This is a genomic window from Veillonella sp. T11011-6, from assembly GCF_002959755.1.
Taxonomy (GTDB): Bacteria; Bacillota; Negativicutes; order Veillonellales; family Veillonellaceae; genus Veillonella.
Map to the genome: position 1 here is coordinate 144,009 of NZ_PPCW01000004.1, position 13,780 is coordinate 157,788.

Annotated in this window: 11 protein-coding genes and 5 tRNA genes; all 16 read right to left on the reverse strand. The window is 40.3% G+C overall.

The genetic code is table 11. The features are described from left to right. Positions 1–40 precede the first annotated feature (40 nt). On the reverse strand, positions 41–2,278 hold the full coding sequence (locus VRHSUH10_RS05325) for a nitric-oxide reductase large subunit (RefSeq protein ID WP_105089713.1): 2,238 nt from the start codon (positions 2,276–2,278) through the stop codon (positions 41–43). Positions 2,279–2,455: 177 nt separating this feature from the next. After that, positions 2,456–3,643, reverse strand: a complete 1,188-nt coding sequence (gene tuf, locus VRHSUH10_RS05330) for an elongation factor Tu (protein WP_105084932.1) — start codon at positions 3,641–3,643, stop codon at positions 2,456–2,458. Positions 3,644–3,803: 160 nt separating this feature from the next. Next, on the reverse strand, positions 3,804–4,916 hold the full coding sequence (locus tag VRHSUH10_RS05335; RefSeq protein WP_105085552.1) for an IS1249 family transposase: 1,113 nt from the start codon (positions 4,914–4,916) through the stop codon (positions 3,804–3,806). A 313-nt stretch (positions 4,917–5,229) separates the two neighbouring features. Further along, positions 5,230–5,306, reverse strand: a tRNA-Met gene (locus VRHSUH10_RS05340). Positions 5,307–5,311: 5 nt separating this feature from the next. Further along, positions 5,312–5,387 (reverse strand) — tRNA-Thr (locus VRHSUH10_RS05345). Positions 5,388–5,419: 32 nt separating this feature from the next. After that, positions 5,420–5,495, reverse strand: a tRNA-Met gene (locus VRHSUH10_RS05350). A gap of 5 nt (positions 5,496–5,500) precedes the next feature. Continuing rightward, positions 5,501–5,585 (reverse strand) — tRNA-Tyr (locus VRHSUH10_RS05355). 9 nt (positions 5,586–5,594) lie between these two features. After that, a tRNA-Thr gene (locus tag VRHSUH10_RS05360) sits at positions 5,595–5,670 on the reverse strand. Between the two features lie 185 nt (positions 5,671–5,855). After that, positions 5,856–6,422, reverse strand: a complete 567-nt coding sequence (locus VRHSUH10_RS05365) for an undecaprenyl-diphosphate phosphatase (RefSeq protein WP_105089714.1) — start codon at positions 6,420–6,422, stop codon at positions 5,856–5,858. A 74-nt stretch (positions 6,423–6,496) separates the two neighbouring features. Continuing rightward, positions 6,497–6,961, reverse strand: coding sequence for a BREX-3 system P-loop-containing protein BrxF (brxF, locus tag VRHSUH10_RS05370; RefSeq protein ID WP_005379848.1), 465 nt, complete (start codon positions 6,959–6,961; stop codon positions 6,497–6,499). A 28-nt stretch (positions 6,962–6,989) separates the two neighbouring features. Then, positions 6,990–8,405, reverse strand: a complete 1,416-nt coding sequence (locus tag VRHSUH10_RS05375; RefSeq protein WP_105084933.1) for a hypothetical protein — start codon at positions 8,403–8,405, stop codon at positions 6,990–6,992. Next, positions 8,402–9,055, reverse strand: a complete 654-nt coding sequence (gene hypB, locus VRHSUH10_RS05380) for a hydrogenase nickel incorporation protein HypB (RefSeq protein ID WP_005385456.1) — start codon at positions 9,053–9,055, stop codon at positions 8,402–8,404. The genes VRHSUH10_RS05375 and hypB overlap by 4 nt, the downstream gene beginning before the upstream one ends. Positions 9,056–9,069: 14 nt before the next feature. After that, entirely contained in the window at positions 9,070–9,411 is a 342-nt protein-coding gene (gene hypA, locus VRHSUH10_RS05385; RefSeq protein WP_005385455.1) for a hydrogenase maturation nickel metallochaperone HypA, read from the reverse strand. Beyond that, positions 9,404–10,231 carry a bifunctional 5,10-methylenetetrahydrofolate dehydrogenase/5,10-methenyltetrahydrofolate cyclohydrolase gene (locus VRHSUH10_RS05390; protein ID WP_060924355.1) on the reverse strand — a complete coding sequence of 276 codons (828 nt, stop codon included), beginning with the start codon at positions 10,229–10,231 and terminating at the stop codon, positions 9,404–9,406. The genes hypA and VRHSUH10_RS05390 overlap by 8 nt, the downstream gene beginning before the upstream one ends. A 118-nt stretch (positions 10,232–10,349) precedes the next feature. Then, complete coding sequence (locus VRHSUH10_RS05395; RefSeq protein ID WP_199176267.1) at positions 10,350–12,317, reverse strand: penicillin-binding transpeptidase domain-containing protein; 1,968 nt, start codon at positions 12,315–12,317, stop codon at positions 10,350–10,352. Further along, positions 12,317–13,735, reverse strand: coding sequence for a CCA tRNA nucleotidyltransferase (locus VRHSUH10_RS05400; protein WP_105089716.1), 1,419 nt, complete (start codon positions 13,733–13,735; stop codon positions 12,317–12,319). Before VRHSUH10_RS05400 ends, VRHSUH10_RS05395 begins: the two co-directional genes overlap by 1 nt. Positions 13,736–13,780: the final 45 nt, after the last annotated feature.

The following is a 13,780-nucleotide window of genomic DNA, read 5'->3' on the forward strand; positions in this document are numbered from 1 at the left end:
TTCCTTGTCTATAAAGGAACGCCATTAATATGGTACTAAATTAAGATTTCTTCGTAAATAGAACTTTTACAATTTGCCAGAAGAATGCTACAGCACCAACAATTAGTATCGTATCGCCGATGAGACGAGCCCACCGCAAGTTTTGTAACAATGGTTGTTGCATAAATTCTTCACTGCGCGCAAACCATAAGCCATGTGTAATGCTTGCCCACGCTTGGATAAGACCAATCGGCAATAAGCTAATGAGCACCATTAAGGCAAGGCCTATATTGAGAGCCCAGAACCCGAATTTCATCAATTTATCGTTGAATTCTACTTCAGGTCGAATATAACGGGCAATAAGGAATACAAATCCTAGACTTAAGAAACCATACACACCAAACAATGCTGTGTGGGCATGTACTGCAGTTGTATTAAGACCTTGGATGTAGAACAAGGATACAGGCATGTTGATCAAGAACCCGAATACCCCTGCCCCCACTAGATTCCAGAAGGACACGGCAATGAAACAATACACAGGCCATTTTAGACGATGCATCCAAGGAGCACTATGAAGACGTGTATAGTTTTCAAAAGCTTCATAACCTAAGAGTACAAGTGGTACTACTTCTAACGCAGAGAAGGATGCGCCTGTTGCCACGATAGTGGATGTAACACCTGTGAAGTATAAATGATGGAATGTACCAGGGATACCACCGATGAGATAAATAGCCCCAGAAGAGATGGCCGCAACTGTACCAGCACGGTACGATACAAGCCCTAATGTAACAAAGATAAATGCCATCAATGTAGTGGAGAATACTTCAAAGAAGCCTTCAACCCAAAGATGGATTACCCACCAACGCCAATACTCCATAATCGCCAAATGGCTATGTTCACCATAGAATAACCCTGGACCATAGAAGATACCTACCATGATAACGGAGAATATGAAGGCTGCAATGAGGTTTTTATCCCCTTTTTGCTTGAAGGCACCAATAATGCTACGTATCATGAGTACAAGCCAGAATAAAATACCAATGTATTCAATCCACTGCCAAATACGACCTAACTCGATATATTCGTAACCTTGGTGTCCGAGAAGGAAATTCCAGGCTGCTGGAATTTGATGTGCTACGCCTAAATATGTACCAGCGAAGGAACCTACTACAAGAACTACAAGAGCCCAGAATAAGATGTCCACCCCAAGCTTTTGATATTTAGGATCTTTACCACCATTAATGATTGGTGCCAAGAATAGACCAGCACTCAAGAATGCCATCGCAATCCAGAACAAAGATGCCTGAATATGCCATGTACGCGCAATAGAATAAGGGAAATATTGCGCTAATGGAATACCATAGAACGCTTGACCTTCTACAGTATAGTGGGCAATAATCCCACCCATCCCCAATTGGAATAAGAACAATGCTAGGATTGTAAACAAATATTTACCTAATGCACGTTGAGATGGCGTTAACGTGATCTTGCTAATTGGATCTTCTGTTGGTGGAACCAATGCATGGTCATCATCCTTTTTACCAAAGGCCCATAACCATACAACTACACCAATGCCACATAATAAGATAATAACACTCACAACAGACCATGCGATACTTTCAGGTGTAGGATTATGATCCAACAAAGGTTCATGTGGCCAGTTGTTTGTATACGTTGCATCTGTACCAGGACGTTGTGTAGATGCCATCCAAGTAGTCCAGAAGAAGAAGCGTGCCATATCAATGCGATCTTGTAACTCAGGTAACGTGTTATCCTTCATCGCAAAATGATCACGAGTCAATGTTAAATCAGGATTATCACCGTACAACTCAACAAAATAACGACCAGTTAAATTCATTGCCGTAATTCGTTCTGGAGATAAAACAACAGTTCCATCTTCACGGACTGCACTACCTAAATACTCTTTTTTCACAACTTCTTTAACAGCTGCTTGTTGTACAGGTCCCAATTGGTCATAAAGAGCTCCAAAGGCCTCTTGAGATTTAATATCCAACATCACGGATACTTCTTTATGTAACCAATCTGCTGTCCAGTCAGGCGCTTGATATGCGCCATGACCTAAAACGGTCCCTACCGATTGACCACCTGTAGATTGCCATGCCGATTGACCATGTAAAATATCTTCCTTAGTGAACAAGACCTGTCCATCTTGAGATACATACGCAGTCGGCACTGGCGGTGCTTGATGATACACATCAGTACCTAGATAACCAAGAATAGAAAAACCAATAATAAGAACGGCTACTACGGCTATCCAATACTTTTTGTATTCACCCATCACATTACCTCCTTTTCTATAAAAACACAAAAGGAGAGCCTTTGCTCTCCTTGAGGTAATAATAGCACTATTAGTAGAATAATTCTGTATCTTTGGTTACAAATACAATAAACAATATATAAATTAATACAAAAATAGGACCCCAATTGGGGTCCTATTTACTACAAAGATTATGAATTAACCTTCGATTTCAGTTACAACGCCAGCGCCTACTGTATGGCCACCTTCGCGGATCGCGAAACGAAGACCTTCTTCGATAGCGATTGGAGTGATCAATTCGATATCCATTGTTACGTTATCGCCAGGCATACACATTTCTACACCTTCAGGAAGGTTTACAACACCTGTTACGTCTGTTGTACGGAAGTAGAATTGTGGACGGTAGTTGGAGAAGAATGGAGTATGACGGCCACCTTCTTCTTTAGTCAATACGTATACTTCTGCTTTGAATTTTGTGTGTGGTTTGATGGAACCTGGTTTAGCCAATACTTGACCACGTTCGATGTCTTTGCGGTCTACACCACGAAGCAATGCACCAACGTTATCACCTGCTACTGCAGAATCCAAAGTTTTACGGAACATTTCAAGACCAGTTACTACGTATTGTTCAGCTTTTTCTTTCAAGCCTACAACTTCTACTGTGTCGCCTACGTTTACTTGACCACGTTCAACACGGCCAGTTGCTACTGTACCACGACCAGTGATTGTGAATACGTCTTCCACAGGCATCAAGAAAGGTTTGTCAGTATCACGAACTGGAGTTGGGATGTAGGAGTCTACAGCTGCCATCAATTCGTCGATTTTAGCTACATATTGAGCGTCGCCTTCCAAAGCTTTCAAAGCGGAACCTACAACGATAGGTACTTCGTCGCCAGGGAATTCGTAGGAAGAAAGAAGTTCACGAACTTCCATTTCTACTAATTCGATCAATTCTTCATCGTCAACCATGTCAGCTTTGTTCAAGAATACTACGATTGCAGGAACACCAACTTGGCGAGCCAACAAGATGTGTTCGCGAGTTTGAGGCATAGGGCCGTCAGCTGCGGAACATACCAAGATAGCGCCGTCCATTTGAGCCGCACCAGTGATCATGTTTTTAACATAGTCAGCATGGCCTGGGCAGTCAACGTGTGCATAGTGACGGTTTTCAGTTTCGTATTCAACGTGTGCAGTGTTGATTGTGATACCGCGTTCACGTTCTTCTGGAGCTTTATCGATCATGCTGTAATCTTGGAAATCAGCTTGACCTTTTTCAGCCAATACTTTAGTGATTGCAGCAGTCAAAGTAGTTTTACCATGGTCAACGTGACCGATTGTACCAATGTTAACATGCGGTTTCGTACGTTCAAATTTTTCTTTTGCCATTAGGATTGTATCCTCCTTCACAAAAACAAATTACATTCTAGTATTAATATAATATATTAACCCTAATTTATCAATGGAATATAAGATTCCCTTATACATTATTATACCATATATAGAAAAACTTCTAAAAATAGGGTTATAGGACAAAAAGTGTGTGTGACTAATCCCAATAAGTTGGAAAATCTGTAGACATATGTAGCTCATTCCAAACAGGAGCATCACCCCATTGAGGTATTGAGCGATCTATTTGGCAATAATCAGATAACCGTTTGTAGATAGCAGCAATCGATTCATCTGTAGGCATACAATTTAATATATCTGAAATAGAAAGCGGTCTTGGTGAGTGCATATAGCACCACCAATAGACCGCTTTTAGTCTTCTTTCAAGTGAAAGGCCCCTATGAGATCGTAACATACTTCTTAGTTGAGCATTTACTCCACCTTCAATACGATTATTTGTTGTAGGTACTGTAATATCAATACATTCCAAAAATGTAAATAAAGTTTGTTGCCTAATCAGACGCCATAATGATGATTCGGCTTTAAGCAAACGCTCATGTGTAGAGCGTTTGTTTCCGAATTCATCAATCGTCATTTCTCGTAAAAAATCAGAATATGTCATTCGCCACGCTGAAAGTTCATTAATCCATACAAGAGCTTGATCCATTGTTTTCACATTAAATAAATCTTTAGCCAGAGTATAAAGATCCTTTCCTGCTAACGTTTTAGGTCTACTTGTCGTATATCGTCTAACCTGACAAAAAATGTGAAACAAGCATCTTTGGTGACTGCTATGAGGCCAAACTTTACGTAATGCTTTAGGCAAACCATTAGCACCATCAGACACAACAACTTTAGGTTCGGCAATCCGTTCCATTAAACACTGCCAAGCTCTAGCATGCTCATAACGACAGACATACCATCCTAGAACATGAGTATCATTGCAACAAATCAAAACACATAAATTCCTAGCTAAGTAAATTCCATCAAGATATACCACATCATGTACTTCTTCCACTTTTGGTGGCAATGGCCATATGGACCAAAATTTAGCGGTTTTACGCCTGAATGTACGACCTTTACCAGGCATATCAGCTTGAATATTGGTGCTGAATAACCAATTCAAGAATAGGCTTAACTCTTTACTTAAATTATTAATTTTAACGGTAAATGCCACCTTACAATGTTTGCAAAACCAACGCTGAGAACCAGATTTTAAAACACCGTGTTTAATGCATGTTTCATTACAATCAGGACATTTTATTTGTCGCATAAACTCTTCCTCCATATTTGTTTATATATAGGAAGATATAACCTCATTTTAGTCAGTAATTACAAGGGTTAATTGATGTTTTCACCCACACTTTTTGTCCACCCTCAAACTTCTCCAAAAAAAGATTAAACCCTTATAACACTAGTAAATATCTAGTGTTATAAGGGTTTTTACACACACTTTTTGTCCTATAAGCCTAAAAATACAAATATTCTTCTAAAATAAAAAAACTGACAAATGTAATCCTTACACTCATCAGCTTCAATTTATATTTTATGGAGAAATAAAAAATCCTCACCAATGTGAGGTTTAATGGTGGCGGCACACGGATTTGAACCGCGGACACACCGGGTATGAACCGATTGCTCTAGCCAACTGAGCTATGCCGCCATGTATGGAGCTAGTGACCGGGATTGAACCGGTGACCTTATCCTTACCAAGGATACGCTCTGCCGACTGAGCTACACCAGCACAATGAACGATCATTTCACTGTGAATTTTTGTGGTTGCGGGGACAGGACTTGAACCTGCGACCTTCGGGTTATGAGCCCGACGAGCTACCAACTGCTCCACCCCGCTATAAATGGTGGAGGGAGAAGGATTCGAACCTTCGAAGTCGAAGACGGCAGATTTACAGTCTGCTCCCTTTGGCCGCTCGGGAATCCCTCCAAAATAAAATGGAGCTGGCGATAGGAATTGAACCCACAACCTGCTGATTACAAGTCAGCTGCTCTACCAATTGAGCTACGCCAGCATCATTACGACAAGATGTATTTTATCATCCGTCCCACTAAGTGTCAAGAACTTTTTAAAAACTTTTTTGAAGTTTTTTTCGTTCACTGCGGTATCCCTTAGTGCTTAATCATAATAACATGAAACGATACCCTATGCAAGTATTTTTTCTAAACTTTTTAAACTTCATTTTTTCCTCATTGGCAATCATAGATAAAGATAGATAATTGCTAATATAGCCACTATTATCCGATAATACCCAAAGGAGGATAAAGAGGATCGATTCAAGTACCACAAAAATACTTTTACCGTAATATAACCCACTATATATGACACGAGTGTGCCAATGGCAAACATAATAATATCATTTAAGTCTAATAAATGTATTACCCGTAACAAATCATATATACAAACAATAATCATAACTGGTACAGCCATGATAAACGAAAAATCAGCAGCAGCGCTTCGAGTACAACCGATTAACATGCCCCCTGCAATGGTAGCACCAGACCGCGAAAATCCAGGCCACAAACAGAGCATTTGATAGAGCCCAATCTGGAAGCATTGGTATATAGATAAATTATTTACAGAATCTACCAGTCTTGTAGTCACTCGTCTTTTTTCTGCATAAATCATAAAAAGGGCGCCTACCAAAAGACCTATTATCACAGGAATCGGCCCAATAATAATCATATGCCCTGTACTAGATACAGGAATACATTCTGTTATACCTTCTATAACACCTAAAATGAGGGCAATTACATATTGGTCCATGATATCACCTGCCTTTTATATGCGGTCATAACTCATGGCAATATATAATGCCCTCAGCAATCAATATAACTCTATTAATCAATAACCATAACACGATCAGGTTTAGTGATTGTCACTACCGCATGTTTTGGATCATTATTGTGTTCTAAGTATAATTGATCACCTTCGAGATGACCACGCCAACCTACAACAATCGGATATGTTTTACTAATAGTCTTTAATAGTTCAAGAGGATTTAAATTTAATATCGGTGCAAACAATACATTAATACCATCGATAAGAACAACTTCTGTATCACTGCGACTTAATGCACGACGAATTACTTCTTCTGCAAGTTGTGGTCTTTCATCACGAGGTACTAATAAAAACTCTTCTTCAATAAGTTGTTTTGCCTCTAAGTACTTCCAACCTTTTTGTTCAGATAATTCACGAATCAACAAACTTTTACCAGAACCAGGACCACCAACGATAAACAATATACGTTCATCATCACCTTGAATTTGTTCCCAACGTTCTCTTACATCTTGAACTGTAACCATATCCCTTGCCTCCTCGCTGTAACCGTTCCTACTTAACTGGACGGTCAGATAACATAACGGATTTGATATATTGGTTTTTATCATCTAGGGCAAACTGTAAATATGAGTCGCTTGCCGCTGGATTTTTATATTCATATACAGTAGATGTGCCCGCATTTGTTGTAGATTCAACAATACGAGTAGGCATACCATATACAAAGAGCAATAAGTATTTAGTATCCCCCATCGCAATACCGCGACGAGTAGGCGTGTAAATATTTAATAGAACACGATTGATGAGATTTTTTTTATCAACACTCACGCCATATTCGTTATATCCAATAAATGTGGACCCAAACAACATACCTTGATGTTTCCAATCATTATTGGGATCATTAACAAAATAATCATTTAATTTATAGCCACGCAACACAAAATCATCAGCAGTCAATTTACCTGCTTGAAAATCATATACTGGAGCTTTAGGCAATCCAAATCTTGGCCATACTTGACCACTAATCATATCAACAGCCTCTACATTGCTTTGTTTGATGGTGAAAGCAATATATTCTTTCTGTTGTCCTAGCATAGATTGTTGTTGGCTATTATTATTTGTATTCTCTATCGAGCTATTAAATTCCTTTTTTCGAGACCATGAATTTTCGGAATGACCTTCATATAGGAAGATATAACTTTCATTTTTCAAATCACGCCACATCGCAATAGGGCTACCATAGGCAAATACCAATTCCATGCGCGTGCTACCAACACCAATATCGCGTACAGTGTGGACGCCTTTTTTCGTACTATGAATATTAGTAATAGTATTCGGTTCAAAGAAATAAGTAGCACCTTGACCGCGCAATTGATTATTTACTAAACGCTCTTGAGCAGGTCCCGTATAAACGGTCACCTCCAAGTCTTTCATATAGTACGTCGTAAAGTTATCACGAACCACTGTTTTTTCTACATCTTTAGGCGCTACAAACTGATCTCCTAAGCGATACCCATCAATAGCATAATCATCTTCAGACCCTAAAGCTGGCAAATTATTAGCCGTATAAGACTTACCAATATCAGCCAAGTTATTTTGCGTTACGCTAGGCAATGGACCTTCATTTTCGCTAGCTGCTTGCCAAAACTGTATGGAATCACCAAACTCGGTAACTGCCATTTGTTCAGCTAGCCATCCTGTTTTAGTGCTTTCCTTTTTTGTCTTTGTATCGATTTTAACAGCTTTAATCGGTGCATTATCTATATACGCAACAGACTCAGCCGCATCAGTTCCCGCTGCTTCTACAGTTGTCTTATCATCCGTATGTGCAACATCATTTGCATTCTCTGTAGATTCCACCGCAGTTTGTTTCACAGTCGAAATAGCCGGTTCTGCCGCATACCCTACCGTTGTAGCAGATAGGCCAACTAAAAGTGCCGCTACGATACGGCTCTTAATAGAATGATTCATCGATTACTCTCCAATTGCGCACGCAACCATGTCAACCATGGCTCTAACCCATTATGGGCCGTGCAACTTACTTCAAAAATCTCTCCTGTTGGATTCAAATTACGTATATCTTGTATTGCCTTGTCTTTTTTAAATGGTACATAAGGCAATAAATCTATCTTATTAATGAGAATAGCCTTTGACTCTTTAAAGATTAATGGGTATTTAAGAGGCTTATCTTCACCTTCAGTAACAGATAATACAGTTACCTTCATGCTTTCACCAATCTCAAATTCTGCAGGGCATACAAGGTTACCTACATTCTCGATAATGATCATATCGAGTTCATCAAGATTTAAATCACCTAGTGCATCTTGAATCATTTGTGCATCAAGATGGCAACCTCCCACTGTATTGATTTGAATAACAGGAACGCCTAATTCATGAATCCGTTCCGCATCCTTAGCAGTAAATAAATCACCTTCAATAACAGCAAGGCGGTAATCTTTTTTCAAATCATGTAAAGTTGCCTCCAATAGAGATGTTTTACCAGCCCCTGGAGAACCTAATAGATTAAATACAAAAATATTTTTTTCCTTAAACAACTGTTGTAAGGACTCTGCAATGGCATCATTTTTTGCCAATACATTAGTTTTAACTTGAACTTGCATGCCTAACCTTTCTATCAATCGATATCCATGGAGGTCACTTGTAGTTCGCGGCCACCAATGGTTTGTACGAAATGACTGTCACAATAGGGACAGATAAACTTATAATTTTCTACAGGAAATGTTTTATCACAATCCAAGCACTTTCCTTCAATAGGAATCGTATTAATTTCTATACGCGAACCTTCTGCTGCAGTCCCCTTTGTAACGGCTTCCCAGCAAAATAGGAGAGAATCTGGCTCTACTCCACTCATAAGGCCCAAATCGAGTTGAACGGAATGAATCACAGATGCATCGTGTTGGCGCAATGTATCGAGGGCTACATCAAGTATACCTTCTGCTATAGACATCTCATGCATGGTATGCCTCATATACAGCTTCAAGCATCATAGTAGTCGTTACAGAGCCTACACCACCAGGCACTGGAGTAATTGCAGACGCAATATCTTTTACCGCTTCATAATCAACATCGCCTACCGTCTTACCTTCTAGTTCATTAATGCCTACATCGATAACAACAGCACCTGGCTTAATCATATCTGCTGTAATCATATGAGCACGACCCGCTGCAGCAATAACGATATCGCCACGTTTTACTTGTTCTGCCAAATCAGGGGTTCTGGAATGGCACATTGTAACCGTACCATGTGCACCAAGTGTCATAAGAGCTACCGGCTTACCAATCACTTGGCTACGACCGATTACTACCACATGTTTACCCTCTACAGGAATATCATAGTGGTTTAAAATCGCCATGCACGCCTTGGCAGTACAAGGGGCAAAGCCACCTTTACCGGCAGTTACAAGACCAATATTATACGTAGTTAGACCATCGATATCTTTTTTAGGATCTAGCATATCGATAAGAGCCTCTGTATCAATGTGTTTAGGCATCGGCATTAACGGTAAAATCCCATGAACAGCCGCATCATTATTTAATTCTTGCAATGCTGTAACTACTTCATCCTGTGTAGCCGTTTCAGGTAATTGTTTTAACACAAAGCCATAGCCAAAGTTCTTGGCTGTCTTTTCCATAAATGTAGCGTACATATGAGCACCGTGGTCTTCACCAACGAGTAATACTGCCATAGTAATTACAGAGTCGCCAACTGCTGCAACTTTTTCTTGTAAAATCGCCTTGTGAGCGTCTGCTACTGCTTTACCGCGTAATTCGATCATAAGTATCTCCATTCATTCAAACTATCTATAAAATAAGGTGCCTCCGGAGAGGCACCTAAGTCTCTTATTCTATTATATAACGAACTGTCTATAATTTCTAATTATGACCGAATTCGTTTTATCTACGGAAATGAACAGTAATTGCTGTACCAGCCTGAACAGTTGTACCGCTACTTTCATCTTGAGATGTAGCCGTACCAGTTCCATCCGGTTTAAAGGCAAGTCCCGCCTTATGTAACCAATCACGCACTTCACCATAGGTAAAACCAGTAAAGTTAGGCAATGTAACAGAACCATCACTTCCCGGTTTTGGTTCAGGTAATGTATTAGCAGCTTTAACAGCTACTGGTGTACTTTCTTTAACATACGGACTCATTTGGTAATACCGTACAAGTTGAGATACGATGTCCTTAAATACAGGGGCTACAATTTGACTACCATAATAAGAACCCTTTTGTGGGTCATCAATAACGACAAGAACTACAAATTTTGGATCCTCTACAGGGCCAAAGCCAATAAAGGACGCAATGTATTGTCCGTCGAGATAACCGCCATGTTTGGTATCTAGTTTTTGCGCCGTACCAGTTTTACCGCCGAAGTGATAACCTTCTACCATCGCTTTTGTACCGCCACCTTCAGATACTTCTTTTTCTAGAATATCTACAATGGTTTTGGCCGTTTCCGCTGGAACCGGTTGTCCCACAACAGATGTTTCTGTCGTACTGGTCACATCACCTTGGGAATTACTATAGGACTTGATAATATGTGGTTTCATCATGGCACCGCCATTAGCAAGGGCACCAAAAGCACGAACCATTTGTAATGGTGTAACCGCAATACCTTGACCGATGGACATAGTCGCCACATCTAGCTTACTCATATCATCTGGATTATACAAGATACCAGCCCCTTCGCCAGGTAACTCAATACCTGTTTCAGAGCCAAAGCCATAATCACGTATATATTTCGAGAGAATATCTGCACCTGTTAATGTACCAATTTCAGCCATACCAGTATTAATAGAGTACTTCAAAATATCTAGCAAACGAACAGGACCATATCCCTCACCATTCCAGTTTCTAATGATATGTCCATTGGCAGCGAAGGCCCCTTTATCGTTATACACAGTGTCTAACTTCCATTTGCCTGCTGCAAGAGCTGCAGATGCAATGATAGGTTTGAATGTAGAGCCTGGTTCATATAAATTGGTAACCGCAATATTTTTGAAAGCCTCTTCACCACTTTGGTTGTAGTTATTAGGATCATAACTTGGACGATTGGCCATCGCTAATATTTCACCGTTCTTTGGATCCATAACGATAACGCTGGCATGCTTAGCTCCTGTATCAACCATCGCCTTATCAAGAGCGCGTTCTGCAATAAATTGAATTGTTGCATCGATGGTTAAGGTTACGCTTTTACCCTTATCTGGTAAAAATTTAGATAATACGGAACCAAAGATGGCATTCCCTTTATTATCAGTAGCTACAATTTCTTGTTGTACGCCCCCCTTTAATTCGTCATCAAGAACCATTTCTAGACCATCAAGACCTTTATCATCAGTGCCGACAAAGCCTAATACTTGTGCCGCTAAGACACCATTTGGATAATAGCGCTTAGATTCTTCAACGAAATTGAGGCCTGCAATATTATTATCCTTAATAACTTGTTGTACCGCTTTTGATTTGTCTGCATCCATCATACGATTCAACCAGACAAAGGCGGTATCCTCTTGCAAAGCTTTCACAATATTCTCTTTTGACATCGTTACATACGGTGAGATGAGATCCGCAATCTCTTGAGGAGACTGTTTAATCATCTTCGGATCCGCATATAAAGATTTTGTAACTACACTCATCGCCAAAGGCTTGCCATTACGGTCATAGATTGTACCGCGCGGCGATTGTAATTTTCTATCTACTTGAACTTGTAATAAGTTTTTCTTCTCTAGGTCAAAGGTATCAAAGACCTGTAACTGTGCTAAACGTCCGATAAGGACGAAGGCAACGGTCATGAGTATGGCAAGGCACCACGTAGTGCGACTCCAATCACTCATGCGTAATAACGCTTTATTTAATAACTTCATCATTTCTCCACTGGACGGCGTAACTTATGGTCTAATGCATCATATAATGCATCTGGTTCATTGGGAATCACCCCATTTTGTACCTGACCTAATAAATACTGCAATCCTTCCCCCACTTTTTTCCCTGCAAGCTTAATAACTCGTTCGTCATAATTTAAATCCTTTGTATGGATAGGCATCTCTAGGCTAAGATCTGCCATACATTCACCAAAGGCTAAGGTACCATCAGTCGATGCATAAGGCTTCCCACAGCCTAACACATCGGCAGCACAAACCTTAGATAATTGTTCCCATGCAATTCGCATAATTTGACTATCTCGAAACTCACCGCTGCGAGCCTCTTTACGGATCCACTTCTTCTCATTAGCTTCCCCATTTTGTACAAAATAGTGAAAGCGCATATGATTTTTTACAATCCAAGCTACACGGCGCACAAAAGCCTTAGGGTAACCTAAACGAGTAAGCAAGGTTTCTGTCATTTCAGCACCTAATGTATCATGGCCACGATCCGTCAAACGTCCGTTAATAACAGCTCGTACCGCCGGCATCCCCTTTGCTACATCGTGTAACAGTGCACCCCAACGCAATATTAAATCTGGTTCTGTATGAGATACAACGGCTAATGTATGATACCAACCATCAAATTCGTGAAAGTCTTTTTCTTGTGGTAAATTCACAAGATGGTATAGCTCTGGTAAAATAGGCACTTCACGAGTCACGCCATTTTCTACAACGCGACAAGAGCACTCGGCCAAGCGAGATTGTACTAATACATCAAGGCCCTTAGCCACAGCGGGCTCTAACATGAGTCGGTCCAGTTCACTACGGACTCTCTCAAGAGATAACCCAGGCACACGATAAAATGCCTTTGGCATAGCTTCTAATAAGTCTTCGGTAGGTAAGAAATCTAGCTTTGCCACAAAGCGGCATGCTCTAAATAATCGCAATGCGTCTTCTTCAAAGCGTTGCTGTGCATTCCCAATGGTTCGCAATGTCTTATGCTTGATATCTCGACGTCCCCCTACTAGATCTATGACCTCACCAAAACGATTCATCGCCATGCCATTGACCGTAAAGTCGCGACGCAACACGTCTTCCTCCAAGGTATCGGCATAAGCGATTTCTTCTGGTCGATGGCTATCCGCTCCATATCGTTCAGTGCGATACGTTGCAATTTCATATTGCTTTCCTTCTAGTGTAGCTACTACTACACCAAAAGATTTTCCTACTAAGTCTGTCGTTTGAATATCTTGACCGCGTAGGACTTCAATTACCGTATCAGGGCGTGCAGACGTCACAATATCAAAGTCATGAGGCTTTTGATGCATCAAAATATCACGCACTGCTCCGCCAATGATATAGGCTTCATAACCTGCTTCTTCTAATACAGTCAATATTCGATTGGCTTGTTCCATCATGCACACTCCTTTCTGAACTAGTCTAACCTTTATTTTACTACAAAT

Excerpts from the sequence above, each read along its gene's own strand:
- VRHSUH10_RS05325 (WP_105089713.1), bottom strand. The coding sequence starts at position 2,278 with ATGGGTGAATACAAAAAGTATTGGATAGCCGTAGTAGCCGTTCTTATT.
- tuf (WP_105084932.1), bottom strand. The coding sequence starts at position 3,643 with ATGGCAAAAGAAAAATTTGAACGTACGAAACCGCATGTTAACATTGGT.
- VRHSUH10_RS05335 (WP_105085552.1), bottom strand. The coding sequence starts at position 4,916 with ATGCGACAAATAAAATGTCCTGATTGTAATGAAACATGCATTAAACAC.
- VRHSUH10_RS05365 (WP_105089714.1), bottom strand. The coding sequence starts at position 6,422 with ATGGACCAATATGTAATTGCCCTCATTTTAGGTGTTATAGAAGGTATA.
- brxF (WP_005379848.1), bottom strand. The coding sequence starts at position 6,961 with ATGGTTACAGTTCAAGATGTAAGAGAACGTTGGGAACAAATTCAAGGT.
- VRHSUH10_RS05375 (WP_105084933.1), bottom strand. The coding sequence starts at position 8,405 with ATGAATCATTCTATTAAGAGCCGTATCGTAGCGGCACTTTTAGTTGGC.
- hypB (WP_005385456.1), bottom strand. The coding sequence starts at position 9,055 with ATGCAAGTTCAAGTTAAAACTAATGTATTGGCAAAAAATGATGCCATT.
- hypA (WP_005385455.1), bottom strand. The coding sequence starts at position 9,411 with ATGCATGAGATGTCTATAGCAGAAGGTATACTTGATGTAGCCCTCGAT.
- VRHSUH10_RS05390 (WP_060924355.1), bottom strand. The coding sequence starts at position 10,231 with ATGATCGAATTACGCGGTAAAGCAGTAGCAGACGCTCACAAGGCGATT.
- VRHSUH10_RS05395 (WP_199176267.1), bottom strand. The coding sequence starts at position 12,317 with ATGAAGTTATTAAATAAAGCGTTATTACGCATGAGTGATTGGAGTCGC.
- VRHSUH10_RS05400 (WP_105089716.1), bottom strand. The coding sequence starts at position 13,735 with ATGATGGAACAAGCCAATCGAATATTGACTGTATTAGAAGAAGCAGGT.